The organism is Dyadobacter diqingensis, from assembly GCF_024220585.1.
Classification (GTDB): Bacteria; Bacteroidota; Bacteroidia; order Cytophagales; family Spirosomataceae; genus Dyadobacter; species Dyadobacter diqingensis.
In genome coordinates, this window is record NZ_JAMXKF010000013.1 from 129,319 (window position 1) to 151,184 (window position 21,866).

Below are 21,866 nucleotides of genomic sequence, written 5' to 3' on the forward strand. Positions count from 1 at the left end.
TGAATTTCCAAAACGGGATGCTTATCAGTTATCTGTTATTAAATATTTCAGCCTTTCACTTTTGTTGTTCCATAAGGCCCGCGCTGTGGTCTTGATAATGTTGCGCTGGCTTCTTTATCACCAATGAAATCTTCTTTTTTTGGATCCCATTTCAGTTTTCTGCCAAGTTTCATTGCCGTGTGCGCCAGCAGACAGGCTGTGCAGGAACGCTGGGCTATTTCGGCGTGGCTTATGGTTTGTTTGCCGCTTTGGATACTTTCTATCCAGTTTTGGTGCTGTTCAGGGCTTTCGTATAAATGAACTTCATTTTTACCGATCACCGATCCGAGAATTTTCGGATCGCTTGCATAAAAAGCCTTGTTTTCTTTGGCTGAGGCCGCAGCGCCAGGGTCTGAGGCTGTGACACCAACATTACCCCGGGAAACGAAAATCCAGCCTTCGGTCCCTTCAAATTTCACACCGTTTGGATTGGTTCCGCCAATTTCCATTTCAACGCCGTTGGCATATTTTGAATTTACCAGAAAGTCGCCATGAACGTCCCACAGTCCTGAGCCCTGGGCAGGGAATGTCGCCTTTCCTTCAATTTCGATAGGGCCGGTTAACTCGGTATCCATTCCCCAATGGGCAATGTCAATATGGTGAGAGCCCCAGCCCGTGATCATTCCTGCGCCAAACTGTTCCAGGCGCAGCCATCCCGGACGCTGATTCAGCATATCAGTTTGGGAGTGGACGCGGTCGAGCGTGTAATAAATGTCAGGGGTCGAGCCCAGCCACATGTCATAATTTAAATTGGAAGGAACCGGCATTTTTGCAGGATTTCCTCCAGAAGGATCACCCGGCAAACCAACATAAACTTTTTTCAGCTTGCCAATTCTCCCGTTACGTACCAGTTCGCAGGTTCTTTTAAACTGAGGCCATGGATTCATGGAGCGTTGCTGGCTTCCGAGCTGGAAAATCACCTTTTTCTTAATAACCATATCGGCCATTTGTCTGCCTTCCCGGATGGTAAGAGAAGTAGGTTTTTGCATGTAAATATGTTTTCCGGCGACTGCTGCTTCCATGGCTGGCTGGGCATGCCAATGGTCAGGTGTACTGATGATCACGGCGTCTATATCTTTTCTGGCCAGGATTTCGTGGTAATCATCGTAAGTTTTTACGTCCAGATATTTTTCTTTTCCTGTGCGCTCCGCATATTTTTTTTCAATCCAGATTTTTCCTTGCGCCAAACGGTTTTTATCCAGATCCGCCACGGCAATTACGTGTGCCGCTTCGTTTTTAATAACCTCCGGCAAATCGTGTGATGAGCCGATACGCCCGAATCCGATCTGGCCAATGTTAATTTTGTTGCTCGGTGCATTTTTACCAAATACACTCGCCGGTACAATTGTCGGGAACACGGAAGCCGCGATGATACCGGCGGTGCCGGTTCCTGCGGTTTTCAGGAAGGATCTTCTGCTTTGATTTTTTTCTTCTGAGTTATGCATTGGATTCAGGGATTATGGTGATTCATAGGACGCTGCCCTATGGTAAGATAGGACGGCCTTTCAGGCCTTTACCGTGCCTGGACTTCATCGCTTGGGGTTTTAGCATAAGCTTTGGCATAGTTGCGTGGCTTTTGCGTTCCTATCGCCCATTCAATGCCTCCCAGGATGTGTTTGCGTAAATCGTCTTTTAGATAGTCCTCTTTTTCGTGGCCGACAGACGTGTAAAATGCCCGGCCGCCGTCGTATTCATGCCACCATACCGAAGGGAAAACGATTCCGAACGTGTCCAGCGCCTTTCCGGCAGGTTTCTGGATCGTCGTATGGTCGTTGACCGCGAGCACGTTAAGGTTAACGCTCATTTCTTTCAGAAAATAAAATTCATCTTTTTCACGATCCCATTTTTTTGGTAAATGGGCAAGTGAAGGATTTTTTGAATCCAGCACTTTTACAGAAAAACTCTGTCCGGGTTCGTGCCAGAAGAAAGTGCCGCCCAATAAGTTCTTAAACCATCGCCAGCCGCGCTCTGTCCCACAGGCAGAATGCAGCCCTACGAAATTACCGCCAGCCTGAATGTACCGCATGAAGGCAACACGCTGCCCATCGGTATCAAAAACATCATTATTGGTATTTGAAAAAACAAGCACATCGTATTGTTTGAGGTTTTCATCGGTAAATTTGGAAGGATCATCGCTCGCATCCACAGCAAAACCGTTTTCTTTCCCCAGTGCCCGGATCGCTTCCACAGAGTTTGCTATATTATCGTGGACATAACCTTTCCCGTTTTTGGTATAAACGAGCACTTTTACTTTGTTCCATTTTATTTTCTGAGCATAGGCCGGCACGGTAAAAAAGACCGCAGCCAACAGCATTGCGAGGCATATTAATTGTTTAAGAGCTGTTTTTTTCATTGTTAGGAATTTACTTTTATGAAGGAAAAGGGGAATTGAATAGTTAAAATCCGATGGAATTTCCTCCATCCACAGGGAGCGAAACACCCGTAATAAATTTGGCTGCCTGTGAAGCCAAAAAAACAGCCGCCCAGCCAATATCATCCGGTTTGCCCCAGGTCCCCATCGGCGTCCTGTCCATGGCCTTATCCCGGCGGGAGATATCTCCGTTCATGGCTGTCAGCATCATGGGCGTTTCTATAAATCCGGGAGCAACCGCGTTTATTCTCACGTTGTAAGGTGAAAATTCTGTCGTCAAAGCTTTCACCATGCCGGCAACCGCAGATTTGGAAGCCGTGTAGGCCACAACCCGGTCGATTCCATAAAGCGCCGCCATGGAAGTGATCATGATAATGGATCCCTGTTTACGCTCGATCATCCGCTTGCCACATTCCCGTGTCATGGAAAATACGGCATGTAAATTGGTCTGGATGACTTTGTCGAAATCTTCGTCCGTTACCTCCACAGCAAATTTTTTCATATTGATACCTGCATTATTGACGAGTATATCAATGGGGCCGCATTTGTTTTCGATTGCTTCAACAAGGGCGGGAATTGTCGTTAGCTGGGTAATATCATTGACGAAATAAGAGGCCTTTGCCCCTAATGTGTTTGCCGCTTCCTGTAACACCGATTCGCGACGACCGGTCAGGACAACCCTGGCTCCGGCCTGGACCATACATTGCGCAATGTAAAACCCGATGCCGCTGCCGCCGCCCGTAATAAGTGCAAGTTTTCCTTCCAGTGAAAAAACAGGAGAGGTTAAGATTTCTTTATTAACTGAATCAGACATTTTGTTAAAACAGTGAGTTGAATGTGCTGGAATGGTTGCTTTTTCGGGACAAGATTTAGGGTAACTGATATATACTCGTCGCGTTTTTTAATTCACTTCTATTCCTGTCCGGCTTTGAAGGTGAAGCAAATAATACAAAGAGGCATAACAAAGTAAGTGGCAGCGAACGGGAAATGGCTAATTCCAGCCCTCTTAACTCTGCCAAGGCCTTCAAGCGGCCGATAGCTGAATAACCCGGATAAGTTTTTTTCTGTAAATCGTCGAGCATCTGAAAACCGTGGTCCGGACGCATCGGTAAAGCCTGGTCATTATACCCGGCTGCCTTCCGTCGTTTTTCCTCTTTCAGCAATGCCCTGACTACCTCATACATATCTACATCACCAGCTAAATGCGGCGCTTCGTGAAAATTCCTGGTACCTTCTTCCCGTTTGGTAGTACGCAGGTGTACAAAATGTATGCGGTCGCCAAACCGTTCAATCATACCCGGCAAATCATTATCTGCCCGCACTCCCAAGGAACCGGTGCAAAATGTGATCCCATTGGCTCTTACGTCGCAGGCCGACATCAGGTGCTCAAAATCGGATTCGGTACTGACTACGCGCGGTAATCCCAGCAGCGAACGTGGCGGATCGTCGGGGTGGATACAGAGGTTAACTCCAAGCTCCTGCGCGAGAGGAGCAACCTTCGAAATGAAGTAATATAAATTGTTCCGCAATTCCAGATCGCCAATATTTTTGTATTGATCCAGTAAGGATTGGAAAATATTGAGATCAAAGGCTTCTTCCGAGCCGGGAAGTCCCAATAAAATCGTATTGGTCAGCACCGAAAGCTGATAGGAAGACATGCTCTGGTATTTACTTTCCGCAGCAATTCTTATTTCCGGCTCGTAATCGACTTCTGCATTTGGCCTTTTTAAGATAAATAAATCAAAAATAGCAAAGTCGACCCATACGAAACGGAGCGTTCTGGAACCCTCCGGCATTGGATAGTCAAGCGCCGTTCGAGACCAGTCCAGTACGGGCATGAAATTGTAACAAACGGTTTTGATACCGTTTTCTGCCAGATTTCGCAATGATTCCCTGTAATTTTCAATATACAAATCACGCGCAGGTAAACCTTTTTTTATGTCTTCATGAACAGGCAGGCTTTCTACGACCGTCCAATGCAACGGAGAATACTTGTGATTTTTTTCTTCGATCAGCGCCTTCCGTTCTTTTATCGCTGAGGCACTCCAGACATCGCCAACGGGAATCTGATGTAAAGCGCTCACGACGCCACTGCAACCGGCCTGACGAATATCCATTAACGAAACCGGGTCATTCGGGCCGAACCAACGCATGGTATGTATCATACTGTGTCGTAGAAGTTTTTTATGCTATATTTTTTTGCAAGTCAATACCGGATTGACAAGTAGCTTTTTAACAAAATTGTTTTAATGGTATAAATATCTGAATATTAATTTGGATTGCAACCGATTGCATAAATTTTTTGTAAAACATTCAATTGTTGTTATCTTTCAATTTAAATTGGAATAACCCTGCCGGAAAATGGAAAAAGAAGTTACTATATATGATATTGCTAAAATCCTGGATATTTCGCCGGCAACTGTGAGCAGGGCCTTGAATGATCATCCGGCGATTAACAGCAAAACGAAAATTTCGATTCGGGCGAAGGCAAACGAAATGGGTTATCGGTCCAATACATTCGCCAGTAATTTACGCAGGCGAAGCACCAACACGCTGGGCGTGATTGTGCCTCGTTTAAACAGTCATTTTATGTCGGCCGTCCTGGCAGGGATGGAAGAAGAGGCCAATGCTTCGGGTTATAATCTTTTGATAAGTCAGTCGCTGGAATCTGCTAAAAAGGAGATTGCCAATGCAAGAACAATGTTCAATAGCCGTGTAGACGGGTTACTGGCCTCTGTGGCTTATGATACAGAGACTTTTGACCACTTTGATATTTTTATCAAAAAAAACGTCCCGATTTTATTTTTCGACAGGATTATCGATCATCCGAAATGCAGCGGCGTTGTTATCGATAACATGCTTGCCGGATTTAAAGCTACTTCACATTTAATTGAACAGGGTTGTAAGCGGATTATGCACGTAACAGGAAATTTGAAACGAAATGTTTATTCCGGACGTCTTCAGGGATATCGCGAGGCACTGGTAAGCAATGGTTTGAATGCATCTGATGAACTGGTACTGATAACAGATCTGAGTCAGGATGCAGGAAAATTTGCCGCGCAGCGAATTGATGAGATGGACGACCGGCCGGATGGAATTTTTATTTCAAATGATATTTGTGCAGCTAGCTGTATCAAGTCGCTGAAAGAAAAAGGGTATTACGTTCCAAAAGATATCGCGATTGTTGGTTTTAACAACGATCCGGTGTCGCAGGTGATTGAACCAAACCTAACGACGGTGTATTATCCCGGGCAACAGATGGGAGAAGTGGCTGTCAGGAGTATGATCGATCATCTTAAAGGAAAGCAGCTGATCGATGTATCGAATACAATTATTCTGGAATCCGAGTTAATAATCCGAGGTTCTTCGTTAAAAAAGCAGCGAAGCCATCTTGAAGCTTATTGATTGTTTCTCATTTGTTCAATCTTTAATAGTTAAAATTTATTACCAGTCTCGTTTACAAAACTTTATGAATTATTCGCTTAAAATGCGCTTTATGGAAATACCTGTTTAGGACTTTTAATTTAAAGGTGTATTTTTGATGAAAAAGAAATCTGTATGGAAGCGGTAGCCGAAAAACTTCACAGTCTGGAAAAGTACTTTGACTTTTGCGAAACGCACGAAGGACGTTTCGAATTTGTAAACGGGGAAATTATAGAGATGTCTGGAGAATCGGTTACAGCAAATCAGATTGCTGGGAATATTCATTTTTACATAAGGGGTCTTTTACAAGACCAACCGTTCATATTTATTCAAAATTCTGTCAAAATTCAGGTTAGGGAAGGAGCAGTTTTTCGGATTCCGGACTTTTTTCTATTTAAAGAATCCGGCAATCAGATCAAGTACGCCACGGAACCACTGTTAATCGTAGAAGTAATTTCAGAAGGCACGGAGAAGATCGACCGCATTATCAAACTTAACGAATACCGGTCATTGCAGTCTTTACAGTACTATCTGATTGTTGAACAGGACAACTATTTCGTAGAAATTTATATCCGCGAGGGAGACCGCTGGTATGTCGAGTTCTATGAAAAAATGGATGATGTGATCACACTCACCCATTTCAACATTGAATTACCGTTAAGTGCTGTTTACAAGAAAATAAGCTTCCCGAAAGAACCTTAGTCTTCCGCTTCGTAGTTTTTAATAAATATCTGCACCGTAGATGTTTTGCCATCCGGCGATTTTACGGCTCTGTTAAAAGCAAATGTCTTTCCATCGTGTGCCCAAACGACATTGGTCGGAGCAACTTTTGTTTCCCTGGTTAATGTTTTAAAACGTTGCCGAAAAGGAGTGTTTCCGGTTTTACATAACAGTATACTGCCATTCCAAATGTAACTTACCTGTTTTCCGTCGGGATGCCAGCGCAAATTGCCGGATACGTCGGATTCGTGCTCGGTCAGCTGTGTGGGTTTGCCACCGGTGGGTCCGATAAGGAATACCTGTTCAATTCCTTTTTCATCCTTTGCTAAAAACGCCAATGTGCTGCCGTCAGGTGAAGAACGGACAATCCCCGAACAACCCGGGTATTTGTTATCGGCTGTATAAGTCAGCCTGCGTTGCATGGTGCCTTTCGGAGGCATTGGAAAATCCGTTTGCGTTCCTTCCAACGGACCGTATTCTCCTGGCTGCGTAATAGTATCGGGTATATCGACGACAAAAACTTCGGGTATCTGTTTGCCATTTTTGTCAGTAACGGTTCCCAGGAATGCCCGTGCGATTTGCATTTTTCCATCCTGACGCTGGTAACCGTTTGTGCCAATCCAGCTATCGCTGGCGGCGTGACTTATTTCATCACTGCCCGGCTTAGGTTCAGGCACTACGCGAACCACCAGTGCACTGAACCACTGACCGGAAACATTTTCAGAATTTTTATCGACGATAACGGGACTTATCTTTTTTGAAACACCAATCGTACGCAAATTTCTTTTTATACCCGTGACATCTTCAAGTGACTTTAAAATGGCGTCGTTGTAGGTAAATCCGATCCATTGCCCGTCTCCGCTCCATTCGTGGCGATGTGTTCCGCCACGCAAAGCACCTGGCGTGAATGGAAACGTAATGTCGCGCGCATCCATATAGATGGGAACGTTAGGTTTTGAATCGTCAATAATCACTCCCGTGCGGCGCCATTGCTGATAAGGATTTTCTTGGGTGCTGTTTTCCAGTCCATGGATAAAAACAACTGCGTTTTCCTTCGGGCTGTAACTGACGGCACCTGCACCAGGTCCCCAGGTGCCGTTATTTTTAATATCGAAAAGCACCTTAACTTCACCCGTCCTGATATTTACTTTTTCTATCCTGGCAGATTCTGCAATGCCGCCGTCATCGGTGCGCGTATCATAAACCAGCCATTCACCGTCAGGAGAGAAATTGTCGTTATTATCCAGATCGTGATTGTAGGTCAGGTCATGGGTAATTTGTTTTTCTTCGATTTCCTTTTCCGGTTGACAGGATTGCATGGATAAAAATATTAGCGTGAAAAATACGGGCAAAGATAGATGGTTCATCGGTTTAGTTATTTGGCCGGGTCGCAGAGCCCGGGGCGCTGATTACTCCTAAATATCGTCCCATCCAGTAAGGCAGAAGCCAGATATCCCCGGCACTTTCTTCGGATGTACCGCCCACGCCGTTACGGTCCAGGTCAAAAGTATTGCTGTTGTGCCGTTTAACGGGCCGCTCATCTGGTGGTAAAACTTCTTTGGTTGTCTGCTTGCGGAAATTTGGTTCGATCAGGTCAATATCTTTGCGGTGGCTATTTTTGATCGACCAGTTGATCATGTCCAGCGGATATTCCTGCAAGTACCATACCGCTTCTTTGAGATCAAATTCGTCCACGCCGGTTATGGCGGTGAAAATATTCCAGGCACCTTCTTTCTCAGGCCTCTCGGCTTTCCAGTGATCCAGGATCTGATTTTTGTAAGCAGCTTTCAAAGTGTCATTAAGCGCATAACGATACAGTCCCCAATAGCCAATAAAATACATCTCATCATCTGAGTGGTTCCATCCATCCGACATATGTTTTGCATGCTCGTCAGCGTCGGCCGGTGCTTTTCCGATCTCAGTCATCGACCGCATCATGTTTTCGTAATAGCCGAATTTATTCATCAGCTCGAATGCCTTGGTCTTATATTTTTCCTTTTTTGTGAAATGATAAGCCGTCTGAAGCATGGAAATGATGTTGGAGGAATTCAGTTTTCTGTCACCAACATTTGTCGGGAATGAATTCACATATTTAGGATTCCATTTTCCCCACATCGTAGGCTTCCCGTCAAAATCGATCAGGTACATATCATTTTTTAAAATATGCGACATCAGGGTATCCATCAGCACAATGGCTTTTGCTTTCATCGGTTGGTCGTCGATAAGCTCGGCAATGGCGCCAAATGCAAACATATGCCCAATGACTTCATCACTGCTGGTGGTCGATTTCCAATCCCATTCTTTTTCTTTTGAATGCTGCCAGCGTTCCGGGTCAGCCAGGTTTTCAATATGTCCGCTGCGTTCGAAAGACCGCGCGGGGAAGCCAGGGACAGGGTTTACGGTGTATAATCTTTCCATGGCATCCAGTGACTCACGGCAGTTTTGCAACGCTACGGAGTCTTTGGTGGCAGCATAGCGAAAAATTTCTCCACCCAGATACATGGTCGTCCAAAGTCCGTCATTATCCGAGTCTGACATATACCCCGTGGCCAGATTTCCTCTTTCCATACCGTCCAGAGCCGCGTTGAATCCATTGCGGATATGTCTCAAACGAACCTGCTCTTCATAATAAACCGCTTTATCATGAAGCGTCATTTTTTTAAAATCGATTTTGCCCAAACCGGCAGTCGTTAATACCAAAACTGAATTTTGAGGCCCCTGTGAAATATGGATCACTTTATTGCCGGGCAGCCAGCGCTCACCATAGTAATAGTCAAATTTACCGTCGGTACGCAGCGCAAAGGCACCTTCGTTCGAACCAAACCAAACATTGTTATGGACTTCCTTTACATACGTGATGTTCGTTACGGGAAGCCTTTTGTTGATAGCGCCGATTTGTTTTTTAGCGGCAGGATCAAATTCAAAATAACCGTCAGAGGTACCTATTACTATTTTCTGTCCCTTATTGGTTAAATCGAATGAGGTGAACTGAACACCTTCAAAGACTTTGGTCAATTGATTTTCAGCCGACAAAACACTCAGGGTCTTTTTGCCAAGTATCCAGAACTGATTGGAATTTGGCTGATAACGAATGCCCAAAACTTCATCGTCCGTTAAAGTACCATTCCAGATACTTTTTGAATCTTTAACCAGTTGCAGCGCTTTTCCGTCAGAGATCAGGAATGTGAAATCTTTCCCGCCTTCAAAGATTTTTGCCGCCGGAAGCGTATGTTTTGAAAACAAAGTACCCGCCCAGGCATTACTGAAAACCACCGAATCGCTCAGATAAACGAACTGCTGATCATAAACACCGATGGCAGCAATTTTTTTGAATTGCATAAACCGGTAAGAGTTATCCGGCATGATGGTGCCGTGATACAAAAGTTTACCATCGAAGGGATGTTGTAAACCTTCCTTTGCGAGTAATTGAACAACGCCGTTGCGGTCGGAAAAGGCCTGAAGAAGATGCAGCTTTGTGGTATCAGCATAATATTTAATACTGTAATCCTGAACGAAAGGCTTGTCTTCATGAACGGGCTGCTTTCCCGAATTTTTGCTGCACGAATAAAAACAGATCGCGAAGCAAAGTAAGAGGAGTGAATAAAGAAATGTCTTATGCATAAAAATTGAAGTAAGGGTTTTAAGACTAACGGGTTTAGTTCTGAATATCAGTTCGTGATTTTTTTAGGATCAACGACAACGTATTTTATCGATTTTTTCTGTTTTTCGGGGTGATAGGAATAGGTCATATGCAGCAAACCATCCTTGGTCTGGATCAGCGATGGGTAGGAGTAACCACCTTTTTTCGACAAATCATTTTCGATAAAAGTTTTCCATTTCCAGGTTTTCCCCTCATCGTCAGATAACCGGAGGCTGAGCTGATACCTGCCGTCGTTAATGTCGTTGCCCAGGAATGCCCATTTTCCGTCCTGAAGAACAAGCAGCTCCACGCTTGCGGTGTTGGGAATGTCGGTTTTGACGGTCGCTTTCCAGCTTTCTCCCCGGTCCGTTGATTCACTGATGTGAACCCGCGTTGGGCCATCGCCGCTATCGCGCATCAGCGCCACGATATCCCCGTTTTTCTTTCGGGCAAGTGCCGGCTGAATCGGACCACGGCCGATAACCGGTAAGCCGGGGTGCCAGGTTTCTCCGTTATCATCCGAAATAGCCATCAGGGAAAAATTAAAACCATCTGAATAAAGCGGCAGCACAATTCTTCCATTTTCATATAACAGCGGTTTGATGCGCGTCATCCAGCCAATGCTTCTTTTGGTAGCGTCCTTGCTGGCTTCCACAATCATTTCGTCATATTTTGGCGCATAACCTGCCCAGCCAATGGTCGATTCCGGCATGGATTTGAATTTCGCAGCCGTTTCTTCTTCGAAATTCTTGCCGGGTTTCAATAAAATATTGTCCTGCCAGTTCCAGACCGGCGCACCTGGTTTATTATAATCAACGGAAGTTTTAAACCGGATGATCGATTGCTCCCAAAGGTTGGCCTGCACGGCTATCCACGTTAAAAAAAGTTTGCCCTGATTATTTAAAAACAATACAGGATTACAATCGGGAATGAGCGGTGTATCGGCCATCAGAAAGGGTTCACTCCATGTTTTTTCTCCCTTTTTTAAGCGGGCACCCATGATTTTTACATCGTCGGCGGTTCGTTCACCACTTCCCTGAAACCAGGCAACGAGGAAATCACCGTTGGGTAGACTGACAATGCTGCTGCCATGAACGTGTTTTTCCTGCTGGGGAAAAATAATGGTTTGCTGTAAAACAGGGGAGGTTTGAGCCTGAGCAATATGAATTGATAGGAACAGGAAAAGAAAGGATAACTTGAATTTCATTTTAGAAAACTGGATTACTCAATAAAAACTACTTCACTTGCTTGCGCCTCGCCAGCATTTCGGTCCAGGTTGTCAAAATAACTCCTTCCGATTTGATAAATGCTTTCAGATCCGGGTCGAGCATCGACAACATATCTGCATATCGCGAGCCGCCGGAATTGCTGATATGCCTGAACGCATCGGTAATATCGCTGCTGTGAACGATCATCATGGCCACACCCGGCTGCATTCTGGTAATTGTTTCGCGAAATTTTTGGGCTTTGAATTTTCCCCATTGCGCTGGTGATACGTTATCCCCATCGGGTTTCCAGTCGCCGCTAATCGTATGCAGGTCGTCGAGAACCGGCAATCCGGCGTTCCAGATTTTTTCACCAACTGATTTGGATTGCTTGACAATAGCCGGCTCTGGAAGTTGCGTGCCTTCTTTCCACTTTCCTTCTGCCTTTAACTTTTTGACAAGCGGATTATTCAGGCATTCAATCAGGAGTTTGTTGTTTCCTCCCGGGAACATCACTGGTATGCCATATTCAATCCCTACCTTGATATATCGTTCCAGAAAAGGTGGATGGGCGAAAAGTGTTCCCATGTGAGAATCCATATGCGAGGGCTTTAAACCCATTTTTAATGCTCTTTCAACCTGAGCGCGGATTTCCTGTTCGACGATATCAGCATCCGCATTTTTAACTACCGATTCTACGTCATGCCACATACAACCTTCGTCGTCAACCAATCCCGGAGAGTGTCTGATACCCCCCAGCGGCGGCCAGCGATATTCCTGCCATTCAGAGGTTAATGTCAGATGCAGACCGGCATCCATCTTTGGATTTTTTACAGCGTATTTGGTAAAACTGGCGGCCCATGGGCATGGCATCATGATACTGCATGACGTAGCAATGCCATTTTCTATGGATTTAATGGCTCCCTGGTTGGATGAATAGGACATCCCCGCATCATCGACGTGGAAAATGATCACTTTCGCACCTTTGGGCCAGCCAAGTTTTTCTGCGTAGGTTTCGGACGACTGTGCCATCGGTTTTGTCAATGTTGCCAGAATAACCAGGAAAGATAAAAATGTGTGTTTTTTATATTTTCGATTTCAAAGGAAATTCATAACAACAATACTGTCCCAATCGCAGATCGTACCAGACAAACGGTCATTTATTTTATCATCTGGAAATATTTTAATCCCTCAGAGAGGTATGGGAGTGAGTATCAAATTTCTCAGCATTAATTCTTACAACTCCGCGAAAAACCGGGTGGCGACCGCTCCCAAAACTCAGCGTTTAACATTATTAGGAAGCGTAATCCACGTTTTCCTGAAACAGCAGTGAAATCAGTTTTTTATGCTGTGAAAAATCTGGGATCAGTAATTGTGCTCCGGCACGCACCAGACGTGGCCGTTTGGCCGGGTTATGCCCAAAGCGTTGTAATTCGTTGCTGGTAATACCCACGGATACTCCACCAGCGCGGCGGCCTTCCCGGATTTCGTCGGGACCATCACCGAAAACAGCCAGTTCGTTTCCGTTGAGGTTATTTTCCCGGATGATTTTCTCAATGATCATCTTTTTTGAAAACTTGGTATAATCCTTTAATGCACCATAAATACCGCCATCAAAAAGATCGGCATAACCGAGCAGTTTTGCTTCATTCACAACGTCATCGACATCGGTACCACTGGCCAGATACATGGTCACACCACGTTCTTTCAATTGATAAAGGAAAGCAACGGCACCTTTCATGGTGTAATCCGCCTGCCCAAGTTCGCCTGCTTCCAGCTTTTGCATGCGTTTGTTGACCATTTCCATCAGGCCATCGTTGTAAAGCTCTTTGTACTGAAATTTATCCAGAATCTCGTTTTCCGGTACAAATCCAAACTCTTTTACCAACGCAACCAATCCCTCCATCTGGAAAATTGTCTGAATACCGGTGGTTTTGTGAATAAAATCCTTAACCCTTTCCTGTACTTTGTGATAAGTTCCTGAATCGACTGTGTCGTAGTGGTTGCCAAGAATGGATTTCATCATAACGGGCTCCATAATTTCTTCCCAACCCTGGCGCAGAGAGCTGATGGTACCATCATGATCGAAAACGGCGTAACGGATATGTCCTAAACGGTCGAGGATCTCGGGACTGCAAAGTTCGAATTCTGTTTCAGGAACATATACGGCCAGGCGTTCATTTTCGGCCAGGTCTGCATTGTAAACAAAATCGGGTTCATGGCTTAAGTTTAGAATCTCTTCGCCGGTTGCGGTGCCTGTCGTATATAATTTCTGAACCGTTACCGCGGCGGCGAAATTGGCAAATCGAGCAGCCTCTCCGGCGGAAATGCCCGCTGCCAGGCATAACGTGATCGCACTGATGGTGGTGTCGCCTGCGCCTACGGTGTCCAGTTTTCCTTTTAACTGCAAACCGGGTACTTCGTGATAGCCATGCGCATCAAAAGCCAGAATACCGCGTTCCCCGCAGGTAACGAAAACAGGTTTCTGTGTCTTTGCAAAAACTTCCGCTCCGTATTTTTTGACATCATTGGTCGTAATGGTTTCATCCGGACTTGTACTGATGCCCAGCAAAGATGCCGTTTCTTTGTCGTTGGCCTTGCGATAGGTATTTTCGAAACGGTGATTATAATACCGAGAGTCCAGCATCACAATTTTGTTGCTGTATTTTTTAAAAAGCAGATTCGCTTCCTTGATAAACGATTCGTTATTGATACTGCCCAACACCTGCTGGTTGAAGATCAGTGCATCATATTCTTGTAAGGTCGCTTCGATTGCGTCCAGGATTTTTCGGTCTGTTTCGGTTGTGCGTTCATTGAAAAGTCCAAAATCAATCCGGGGTTCTTCCTTTCCGTCAATGTGTCTTTTCAGATAACTGTACGTATTGAAATTATCCTGCTGAATGTAAAGTGACGTAGTGTCGGCACCCAATGTCTGCAATTGGCGGGTCAACTCCCGGCCATGAATATCGTTGCCTCTCACGCCGATGACCTTTATTTTTGCAGGATTGAGCGCAGCCAGATTGGCCACAACATTCCCTGCTCCCCCGGGCGTGTAATAATGATCTGATACCGCTTCGGCCTGAAGGCCGGTTTCGATTGAGATTTCGGAACCCCGCTTATCCATGATCCAGTAGGAATCAAGACAAAAGTCGCCATACACGGCAATTTTTACTGCTGAGATTTTATTCAGAATACTTTCGATACGATTTTGGTCCATTGCATTAACTGGCTCTAAAGGTTCAGGAATTTAATTTTTCAAATATATTATATCACCGCTTTCGCTTTGCAATATATACGCTGCATTGAATAAGGTAGGCTATCTGCAGGGTTTTCATTTTTTGGAATCCGTGCAGGAAATACAACTTTTGACTTCACCGGAGTTGGTAGCGGACCGTCTTTTAAATCATGTTTTTATTGGCTGAAACAGCCTGAGCGGGAGGATTTAAGAGCTAAATGAGAAATAATCATTATCAATTTATTAAATAAAACCGATTTGCGCAAAATGACGATCTTTTTACGCAAGTTGCGATATGTTTTTCAATAACGCCCCGTAAATTTATAATTACAAATCTACTGGCATCGATCAAAATAAAACATTGTATAGATAATCCAAAGCGGAATATACTATTGACTATATAATGTTTCATCATATTTTATTTCAAAGTACAAGGCTTATTGCTAAATAATGAAGGTTTAGATTGTCGAATTTTTGATGTAGTTGTATTGGACTAATTTTCGAAAAAATGATAATTAATTCGAATGCGTTATTTGGAGATATTATTTAAATCAAACCCTGTTCACTTGACATAACCATTACTATCGTGGCCCATCCTGATCAAAATATCCTGCAAAAAGTTACGCAAGGCGACGAAGCCGCTTTTGCGACGCTCTACAATTATTATAAGGTGCCGGCACTTAGGTTTGCCATTTCTCTGCTAAAAGACGAGGAAGAATCGGAGAATATGGTACAGGACGTTTTCCTGAAAATCTGGATGAAAAGGGAGCATATTAAACCAGACCATAACTTCAATTCATATCTTTTTACCTGTTTGCGTAACATGGCGTTTGATCATTTCAAAAAAATTGAGAAGAATGATTATCTGCGCAGACAATACATGGAACTGATCAAGATTGCAGCTGATGATGAAAAAGAGGAAAAAGAACGGCGGATTTATTTGGTACAAACTGCGATCGACTCGTTGTCGCTGAAAAGAAAGCAAATCCTAAGACTGAATATTGAAGAGGGGAAATCGTATCAGGAAATTGCAGAATTTCTTAGAATTTCGAAGAATACGGTAAAAAATCAGCTGGTGAAAGCAAAACAGATATTGAGAGAAAAAGTAGATTTTGCCACGGCCTGAGCGTGCGTGTTCAAAGATATTAATGCCCCGATAACTCTACACAAAGATCCCTAAACCCTGAAAAAGGAGCCGAAAGGCTCCTTTTTTATTGGTCGATATTGTCAGACAATTTATTTCAAATCAGATAATTTGTCCAGGTCAATGTCTGCAAGAATACTTTTAAGCTGGTCCATAGTCAGGTTGTCTCCGTTCACATTGACTACAAAACGATCTGCAACCAGTACATTGATTTCCCCTGATTTACTTTCGTTATTGTATTTTTCGAAGCCCTTGTACCCTTCAATTTTTGTCGTTTTTTCGTAGCCGTTTTCTGTTTCCTTATCAATATCGGCCATTGTCCAGGCTGCGAGGGCCATTGTGGCCACACCTGCAACGCCACCGGTATCGAAAATCTCCACGTGGACGGAGGTGTTTGATTCATCCGAGTACCTGGCTTCGGCTCTCGAAATGGTAAAACCCATTGCTCCGTTTTTTTCTCCGGAAGCCTCTTTTCTGGATAATCCTGCTGCCTTTTCCGGTAACAGCTCTTTCAGTTTACGAAAGTCAACCGGGTCAACAGGCTCCTTATTTTGCATGTCCTTCGCCTTGTCTGCAAATTGCTGCAAGGCTTCAACGGCGTTTTTAGGTTCTTCTTTTGCTTCCTCTTCCTCCTTTTTTGAACCACAGCCCGACAGTAAGAAAACAGAAGCAAACGTGACCGTTAAAATAAATCTTTTTTTCATACAGATAGGTTATAGATATTACTGGATAAATGCAATTTAACTAAAAAACTATTCTGTATTGCTATCATGATCTGACGAGGTTCAGCGCAGTGTTAAATGAGTTCAACGCTAAGTTACAATGAGTTTTTTATTAATATTATTTCTGCGAACTCAACGTAAAACCGGGAGACGTCGGCTCCTGTTAACTCAGCGTTTAACAACAATCCGGTTCTCGGAATTAACTGATTTTCTGGATGGCGTTGTTTCTCGACTGGATGATAAAATACAAGCCTAAAATAACCACAGGAATACTCAGTATCTGCCCCATATTCAGCGCATAATTGGCTTCAAAAGCCTCCTGGTTTTCCTTTAAAAATTCATAAAGGAAACGTAAGGTGAAGACCCAGACGAAGAATACGCCAAGCAATAAGCCACGCGGCGTTTTTTCTTTGAATTTATTCCATAAACCCAGCAGGACGAAAAAGAGGACAAAGCAGGAAATTGATTCGTATAGCTGTGCCGGATGTCTTGGTATCTGAAGAAATTCAGTGTTTTTCATAAAAATAAAACCCCATGGAACGTCTGTCGGGCGGCCGACGATTTCGGAGTTCATAAGGTTTCCCAGTCGGATAAAGGATCCTGCCAGGGCAATGACGATAACCATGCGGTCGGCGACCCATAAGAAAGTTTGGCCGGTCAGTTTTCTGCTTTTGGAATACAGAAAGAGCCCTATGATGATACCTACGACGGCGCCGTGGCTTGCCAAACCTGCGTAAGGAGGCAAAATAACTTCAAGTGGATTTTTGAATAGTACTTCCGGCTCGTAAAATAAAAAGTGGCCCACGCGCGCACCTACTACGGTGGATATCACCATATATAATGTTAGGGCATCAATATCTTCCAGCGGTTTTTTCTCGTTTTTAAAAACGCGGATCATGATTTGTTGTCCGATCAGGAAACCGGCCGCGAACAGAAGACCATACCAGCGAACAGGAAAGGGGCCGTAACCCAATAGTTGAGGGATTGTAAAGATTTCGGGATTTACGTCCCAAATTATATAGGAAATCATGCGTTTATGATGTTAATTGTCAAAGATAATACTTTACACAACGAAGCAAAATGAAATTTTTACTCATTGGATTGGTACGAATTTATCAGGGCGTTTTATCGCCTTATCTGCCAAATTCATGCCGTTATACGCCCACCTGTTCGCAGTACATGATCCAGGCGATTCAAAAGTATGGTGTTTTGAAAGGGGTGCCTATGGGTTTGAAACGGTTTTCCAGATGCCATCCCTGGGGCGGGCACGGACATGACCCCGTGCCATGAGAAAAACTATCCGATTGCTACTTTTCTAAGAATTGAATCGATAATGGTGGTTGTTTTTACCCCATCCGCTTCTGCTTCATAATTCAGCATGATCCTGTGGTTCATGATATCGGGAGCCAGTGCTTTGATATCCTCAGGCAAGACATAGTCCCGGCCTTCCAGATAAGCCAGCGCTTTTGCCGCACGGTTCAGATATATGGTCGCACGTGGTGACACACCAAACTGAATGTAACGGGCCTCGTCCCTTAAACCATAATCCAGCGGCCGTCTTGTCGCAAAAACCAGTTCGATGATATAGCGTTCGAGCGTTTCGGAAATATTTACTTTATTGACATTTTCACGGATTGCAAAAATATCCTGCTTGTTCAGGATCGGTTTGATCTGATAATCAAAAGTAATGTCGGACATCCGGCGCATCACTTCAAGCTCCTCCTGTTTGTTAAGGTAATCCACATAGACCTTCATCATAAAACGGTCGATCTGAGCCTCCGGAAGTGGATAAGTTCCTTCCTGCTCTACCGGATTCTGGGTTGCGAGCACTACAAAAGGTTTGTCGAGAAGATAAGTATGGTCGCCGATGGTTACCTGCTTTTCCTGCATCGCTTCCAGCAAGGCGGATTGTACTTTGGCGGGAGAACGGTTTACCTCATCGGCCAGAATGATATTGGAGAAGATCGGTCCTTTTTTTACTTCGTAGTCGCCAATTTTTGGTTTGTAGATCATCGTTCCGATCAAATCGGCCGGCAACAAATCGGGCGTAAACTGAATCCGGCGGAAGTCAAGCTGTAACACCTTGGCCATCACATTGATGGTGAGCGTTTTTGCAAGACCGGGTACACCTTCCAGAAGTATATGCCCGCCGGTGAAAAGACCGATAAGCAGCCTGTTGAGCAGACGATCCTGCCCCACAACTACCTTGCCCATTTCGTCGAGTACTTCTTTTATTTTTTCTAAATACATGTGGTGTTAATTTTTAACACGGAGTATATTGGTTTTAAGTCTTGAATTTCCGAATAGGCGGATTGAAATTTAATCAATCATGCCTTGGTTATAGTCGGCAAATAGGATTATTTCTTCCAAACGGCTCTTACAAACCTGTCTTTTCCGTGGATATCACGTAAGATTTCGACCTGTTTATAATTACGTTCTTCAAAAACCTGCTTGGTGCCCGTGCCGAAGTGTTCGTTGATTTCCACGTAACATTTTCCGCCTTCTTTCAGGTGATGAACTCCAAAATCAGCAATGGCCTTGTAGAATAATAAAGGGTCACTGTCTTCCACGAAAAGTGCTTCATGTGGCTCAAAGCGCAATACATTCGGCCGCATATGTTCTGCTTCGGAATACGTCACGTAAGGTGGGTTACTTACAAGGCAGTCAAACTTGATGACGTTGCCCGGTAAGGGGAAGGTCACATTCAGCATATCCTGTTTTGCAAACTGAACGTCTGCGATAAGCTGACGGGCATTTTCGCGTGCTACGGAAAGTGCTTCATCAGAAACGTCCCAGGCGTGGACGGATACATGCGGAAGGAAACGGGCAAGAACAATGGCAATACAGCCACTCCCTGTCCCGATATCCAGAATAGCTACGTCTTTATCAGGTTCTGCGTAATCTCTTGTCACCATCTGAACCAGCTCTTCTGTTTCCGGCCTTGGAATGAGGACCGAAGAAGAAACACGAAATTCCAGTCCGCAAAATTCGGTGGTACCGATAATATGTTGGACGGGTTCGTTGTTGTTCAGCCGGGAAATAATATTTCCCCAATCCGGCTGAGCCGTATTCTCCGGCACCGGCCTGTCAACCAGCACATCTATATTTCTCAACCGCATGTAATGTTCCAGGAGCATGAACGCAATGGCCTGGGATTCTTTGGGCGGATAAACATTAATTCCACTAACAATATGTTGATATAACTGACGAGCCGAAGTCATTTTTGAGTTGATTTTTTATTCTGATGTCGGAAAGTTAGCAAATTATAAGAACTCACGAAAGTTGAGATTGAAAGGAGGTTTGTATTTTTACCAAATGAACAAGGATATACATTGGATGCAGCGGGCTTTACAGCTTGCAGAATACGGGCGGGGGAATGTCAGTCCCAACCCTATGGTGGGCTGTGTGATTGTGCATAACGACCGGATTATCGGCGAAGGCTGGCACCGTCAGTATGGCGGTCCGCATGCGGAAGTTCGGGCTGTTGAAGATGTTGAGAAAAGAAATAACGGCCATCTTTTTTCAGAAGCAACTGCTTATGTGACACTTGAACCCTGTTCTCATACCGGGAAAACGCCTCCTTGCGCGGACTTGCTGGTGAGCAAAGGCATTAAAAAAGTCGTGGTTTGTAACGACGATCCTAATCCGCTGGTTTCGGGCAGGGGTATTGAGCGTTTAAAGGCTGCCGGGATCGAAGTGCTCTGCGGCGTACTGGCGGAGGAAGGCAAAAAACTGAACAGACGTTTTTTTTTCAGTTTCACCGAAAAACTTCCCTATGTTATTTTAAAATGGGCTGAGACCGCGGATGGTTACATCGCTGCTGAAAATGGAAAAACCGTACAAATCAGCGGACAGTTTTCGGGTGTCAGGGTGCATAAATGGCGGTCGGAAGAAGATGCTATTCTGGTCGGCTATCATACGGCGCTCAACGACAATCCGAAACTTGACGTTCGCCACTGGAAAGGTAGAAACCCCGTGAGGGTTGTGCTCGACAGACATCTGCGCCTTCCCGAATCGTTAAATTTATTTGATACTTCGCAGCCGACCTTTATTGTCAACTATGATCGTCAGACTAGTTTTGACAATAATTCAGGAAGGTATGCAGGGCAGGGAAGCAATACTTACATCCGGGTGAATCCGGGAAATGATGAAATTTTGCAGCTTTTGCAGCAGCTTTCTAAACGAGGAATCCAGTCGGTAATGGTGGAAGGTGGTGCGCAGGTTTTAGCATCCTTTCTGAAAGCCGGGTTATGGAATGAAATTCGAAGGTGCCAGAGTTTAAAAACAATCGGCAGCGGCGTCAAAGCACCACTGCCGGAAGGAGTATTAACAGGCTCGGAATTAATCCAGGATGATTTTTGGACGTATTATGTCAAAAATTAAACACTCCACAAATCTTCCTCCGACGTCCAGATATCCCAGGCTTTTTCAGCCTGCATTTCGAGCATTTTTAAGCCGTTATGAACGGCTGCGCCCTGATCAAAACCTTTTTGCATAAATAGGGTCGTCGTCGGATTATACACCAGGTCATACAGGAAGTGGCCCTTTGAAATCCATTGATAAGGTATTTCAGGGCATGTTTCTACATTGGGGTAAGTTCCAAGCGGTGTGGTATTGATGATCAGAAGATGCGACTCCATAATTTCCTGCGTCAGCTCTTCATACAAAAGTGAGTCGTTGCTTTTTTGGCGGGATACAATTTTGTATTCCGTTTTCATATCTTCCAATGCTGTTTTTACAGCCTGTGCCGCTCCGCCATTACCCAAAACCAATGCTTTAAAATTGCAGCAGGCCTCTCCACGGCGGTCCATCCATTCCGAAATCGATTGGCGAAATCCGTAGTAATCCGTGTTGTAACCCTTTGTGCTTCCATCAGCAAAAATTTTGATGGTATTCACGGCACCAATGCGTTCGGCTGACGTATCATCCAGATCGTCCAGGTAAGTAATCACATCCTGTTTGTACGGGATTGTAACATTAATCCCTTTCAAATCAGGGTGTTTCTTCAATAACTCAGGCAATTTTTCCAGCGTCTGCATTTCGAACAGGTCATAACTGCTGTTTGCAATACCTTCCCGTGCAAATTTTTCAGAAAAGTAACGTTTCGAAAAAGAGTGGGTTAAAGGAAAACCTATCAAACCATATAAGTTCATAAAAGTCATATTAAGGATTACAGGCCTGTTTTTTAAACATAAATGCCTGTAAAGTGGAAAACCAAGAGTCGTTCGTACGAAAACCTGTATGAGTTGGCGAAGTTACTTTACTCTTCTTTTAATAACAAAACGAAAAAATAAGGAATCGTTATCAGTTGCAGTACAATCTATTGCAAATTTGAATACAAACTAATTCATATTTTGTAGAAAAGAT

Annotated in this window: 19 protein-coding genes; 5 read left to right on the forward strand and 14 right to left on the reverse strand. The window is 44.3% G+C overall.

Annotation, left to right across the window (positions count from 1 at the left end):
* Positions 1 to 47: 47 nt before the first annotated feature.
* The 4 genes from M1L62_RS26920 to uxuA all read right to left on the reverse strand — a co-directional run bounded on the left by M1L62_RS26920 (position 48) and on the right by uxuA (position 4,575).
* Entirely contained in the window at positions 48 to 1,484 is a 1,437-nt protein-coding gene (locus M1L62_RS26920) for a Gfo/Idh/MocA family oxidoreductase (protein WP_254562760.1), read from the reverse strand.
* Between the two features lie 68 nt (positions 1,485 to 1,552).
* Positions 1,553 to 2,392, reverse strand: a complete 840-nt coding sequence (locus M1L62_RS26925; protein WP_254562761.1) for a ThuA domain-containing protein — start codon at positions 2,390 to 2,392, stop codon at positions 1,553 to 1,555.
* Between the two features lie 43 nt (positions 2,393 to 2,435).
* Positions 2,436 to 3,224 carry an SDR family NAD(P)-dependent oxidoreductase gene (locus M1L62_RS26930; protein ID WP_254562762.1) on the reverse strand — a complete coding sequence of 263 codons (789 nt, stop codon included), beginning with the start codon at positions 3,222 to 3,224 and terminating at the stop codon, positions 2,436 to 2,438.
* Between the two features lie 55 nt (positions 3,225 to 3,279).
* Positions 3,280 to 4,575 carry a mannonate dehydratase gene (gene uxuA / locus M1L62_RS26935; protein ID WP_254562763.1) on the reverse strand — a complete coding sequence of 432 codons (1,296 nt, stop codon included), beginning with the start codon at positions 4,573 to 4,575 and terminating at the stop codon, positions 3,280 to 3,282.
* Positions 4,576 to 4,771: 196 nt separating this feature from the next.
* On the opposite strand from uxuA, the gene M1L62_RS26940 reads away from it, so the two are divergent.
* Entirely contained in the window at positions 4,772 to 5,815 is a 1,044-nt protein-coding gene (locus tag M1L62_RS26940) for a LacI family DNA-binding transcriptional regulator (protein WP_254562764.1), read from the forward strand.
* Positions 5,816 to 5,968: 153 nt separating this feature from the next.
* The gene (locus M1L62_RS26945; RefSeq protein ID WP_254562765.1) at positions 5,969 to 6,535 is read left to right on the forward strand and encodes a Uma2 family endonuclease; all 567 of its coding nucleotides are present in this window, start codon (positions 5,969 to 5,971) and stop codon (positions 6,533 to 6,535) included.
* Here the strand turns inward: M1L62_RS26945 and M1L62_RS26950 are convergent.
* From M1L62_RS26950 to M1L62_RS26970, 5 genes are all read right to left on the reverse strand, one after another.
* Positions 6,532 to 7,872: a DUF3748 domain-containing protein gene (locus M1L62_RS26950; protein ID WP_254562766.1), complete on the reverse strand. Its 1,341-nt coding sequence runs from the start codon at positions 7,870 to 7,872 to the stop codon at positions 6,532 to 6,534. The genes M1L62_RS26945 and M1L62_RS26950 overlap by 4 nt on opposite strands.
* A gap of 52 nt (positions 7,873 to 7,924) precedes the next feature.
* A complete protein-coding gene (locus tag M1L62_RS26955) occupies positions 7,925 to 10,174 on the reverse strand; it encodes a hypothetical protein (protein WP_254562767.1) in 2,250 nt (749 codons plus the stop codon).
* 47 nt (positions 10,175 to 10,221) lie between these two features.
* Positions 10,222 to 11,400: a sialidase family protein gene (locus M1L62_RS26960; RefSeq protein WP_254562768.1), complete on the reverse strand. Its 1,179-nt coding sequence runs from the start codon at positions 11,398 to 11,400 to the stop codon at positions 10,222 to 10,224.
* Positions 11,401 to 11,428: 28 nt separating this feature from the next.
* A complete protein-coding gene (locus M1L62_RS26965; protein WP_254562769.1) occupies positions 11,429 to 12,430 on the reverse strand; it encodes a polysaccharide deacetylase family protein in 1,002 nt (333 codons plus the stop codon).
* 262 nt (positions 12,431 to 12,692) lie between these two features.
* The gene (locus M1L62_RS26970; protein ID WP_254562770.1) at positions 12,693 to 14,615 is read right to left on the reverse strand and encodes a PfkB family carbohydrate kinase; all 1,923 of its coding nucleotides are present in this window, start codon (positions 14,613 to 14,615) and stop codon (positions 12,693 to 12,695) included.
* 604 nt (positions 14,616 to 15,219) lie between these two features.
* Between M1L62_RS26970 and M1L62_RS26975 the strand changes: the two genes are divergently transcribed.
* On the forward strand, positions 15,220 to 15,759 hold the full coding sequence (locus M1L62_RS26975; RefSeq protein ID WP_254562771.1) for an RNA polymerase sigma factor: 540 nt from the start codon (positions 15,220 to 15,222) through the stop codon (positions 15,757 to 15,759).
* 110 nt (positions 15,760 to 15,869) lie between these two features.
* Here M1L62_RS26975 and M1L62_RS26980 read toward each other — a convergent pair whose 3' ends face one another.
* Positions 15,870 to 16,481: a hypothetical protein gene (locus M1L62_RS26980; RefSeq protein ID WP_254562772.1), complete on the reverse strand. Its 612-nt coding sequence runs from the start codon at positions 16,479 to 16,481 to the stop codon at positions 15,870 to 15,872.
* Positions 16,482 to 16,698: 217 nt separating this feature from the next.
* Positions 16,699 to 17,529 carry a prolipoprotein diacylglyceryl transferase gene (gene lgt, locus M1L62_RS26985; RefSeq protein WP_254562773.1) on the reverse strand — a complete coding sequence of 277 codons (831 nt, stop codon included), beginning with the start codon at positions 17,527 to 17,529 and terminating at the stop codon, positions 16,699 to 16,701.
* A gap of 50 nt (positions 17,530 to 17,579) precedes the next feature.
* Here lgt and yidD point away from each other — a divergent pair, with 50 nt between their 5' ends.
* Positions 17,580 to 17,789, forward strand: a complete 210-nt coding sequence (yidD, locus tag M1L62_RS26990; RefSeq protein WP_254562774.1) for a membrane protein insertion efficiency factor YidD — start codon at positions 17,580 to 17,582, stop codon at positions 17,787 to 17,789.
* 6 nt (positions 17,790 to 17,795) lie between these two features.
* Here yidD and M1L62_RS26995 read toward each other — a convergent pair whose 3' ends face one another.
* Together M1L62_RS26995 and prmC are read right to left on the reverse strand one after the other, a co-directional pair.
* Positions 17,796 to 18,749 (reverse strand): AAA family ATPase, encoded by a 954-nt coding sequence (locus tag M1L62_RS26995; protein WP_254562775.1) that lies wholly within the window; start codon positions 18,747 to 18,749, stop codon positions 17,796 to 17,798.
* Positions 18,750 to 18,856: 107 nt separating this feature from the next.
* The gene (prmC, locus tag M1L62_RS27000; RefSeq protein ID WP_254562776.1) at positions 18,857 to 19,720 is read right to left on the reverse strand and encodes a peptide chain release factor N(5)-glutamine methyltransferase; all 864 of its coding nucleotides are present in this window, start codon (positions 19,718 to 19,720) and stop codon (positions 18,857 to 18,859) included.
* Between the two features lie 94 nt (positions 19,721 to 19,814).
* Here prmC and ribD point away from each other — a divergent pair, with 94 nt between their 5' ends.
* Entirely contained in the window at positions 19,815 to 20,882 is a 1,068-nt protein-coding gene (gene ribD, locus M1L62_RS27005; protein ID WP_254562777.1) for a bifunctional diaminohydroxyphosphoribosylaminopyrimidine deaminase/5-amino-6-(5-phosphoribosylamino)uracil reductase RibD, read from the forward strand.
* Here the strand turns inward: ribD and M1L62_RS27010 are convergent.
* On the reverse strand, positions 20,879 to 21,652 hold the full coding sequence (locus M1L62_RS27010; RefSeq protein WP_254562778.1) for a shikimate dehydrogenase family protein: 774 nt from the start codon (positions 21,650 to 21,652) through the stop codon (positions 20,879 to 20,881). The genes ribD and M1L62_RS27010 overlap by 4 nt on opposite strands.
* Positions 21,653 to 21,866 lie beyond the last annotated feature (214 nt).

Bases quoted from the DNA above. Each gene is read 5' to 3' on its own strand.
- M1L62_RS26995 (WP_254562775.1), bottom strand. From the start codon at position 18,749: ATGTATTTAGAAAAAATAAAAGAAGTACTCGACGAAATGGGCAAGGTA.
- M1L62_RS26955 (WP_254562767.1), bottom strand. From the start codon at position 10,174: ATGCATAAGACATTTCTTTATTCACTCCTCTTACTTTGCTTCGCGATC.
- yidD (WP_254562774.1), top strand. From the start codon at position 17,580: ATGAAATTTTTACTCATTGGATTGGTACGAATTTATCAGGGCGTTTTA.
- ribD (WP_254562777.1), top strand. From the start codon at position 19,815: ATGAACAAGGATATACATTGGATGCAGCGGGCTTTACAGCTTGCAGAA.
- M1L62_RS26950 (WP_254562766.1), bottom strand. From the start codon at position 7,872: ATGCAATCCTGTCAACCGGAAAAGGAAATCGAAGAAAAACAAATTACC.
- M1L62_RS27010 (WP_254562778.1), bottom strand. From the start codon at position 21,652: ATGAACTTATATGGTTTGATAGGTTTTCCTTTAACCCACTCTTTTTCG.
- M1L62_RS26940 (WP_254562764.1), top strand. From the start codon at position 4,772: ATGGAAAAAGAAGTTACTATATATGATATTGCTAAAATCCTGGATATT.
- M1L62_RS26980 (WP_254562772.1), bottom strand. From the start codon at position 16,481: ATGAAAAAAAGATTTATTTTAACGGTCACGTTTGCTTCTGTTTTCTTA.
- M1L62_RS26925 (WP_254562761.1), bottom strand. From the start codon at position 2,392: ATGAAAAAAACAGCTCTTAAACAATTAATATGCCTCGCAATGCTGTTG.
- M1L62_RS26970 (WP_254562770.1), bottom strand. From the start codon at position 14,615: ATGGACCAAAATCGTATCGAAAGTATTCTGAATAAAATCTCAGCAGTA.
- M1L62_RS26965 (WP_254562769.1), bottom strand. From the start codon at position 12,430: ATGGCACAGTCGTCCGAAACCTACGCAGAAAAACTTGGCTGGCCCAAA.
- uxuA (WP_254562763.1), bottom strand. From the start codon at position 4,575: ATGATACATACCATGCGTTGGTTCGGCCCGAATGACCCGGTTTCGTTA.
- prmC (WP_254562776.1), bottom strand. From the start codon at position 19,720: ATGACTTCGGCTCGTCAGTTATATCAACATATTGTTAGTGGAATTAAT.
- M1L62_RS26920 (WP_254562760.1), bottom strand. From the start codon at position 1,484: ATGCATAACTCAGAAGAAAAAAATCAAAGCAGAAGATCCTTCCTGAAA.
- M1L62_RS26960 (WP_254562768.1), bottom strand. From the start codon at position 11,400: ATGAAATTCAAGTTATCCTTTCTTTTCCTGTTCCTATCAATTCATATT.
- M1L62_RS26945 (WP_254562765.1), top strand. From the start codon at position 5,969: ATGGAAGCGGTAGCCGAAAAACTTCACAGTCTGGAAAAGTACTTTGAC.
- lgt (WP_254562773.1), bottom strand. From the start codon at position 17,529: ATGATTTCCTATATAATTTGGGACGTAAATCCCGAAATCTTTACAATC.
- M1L62_RS26930 (WP_254562762.1), bottom strand. From the start codon at position 3,224: ATGTCTGATTCAGTTAATAAAGAAATCTTAACCTCTCCTGTTTTTTCA.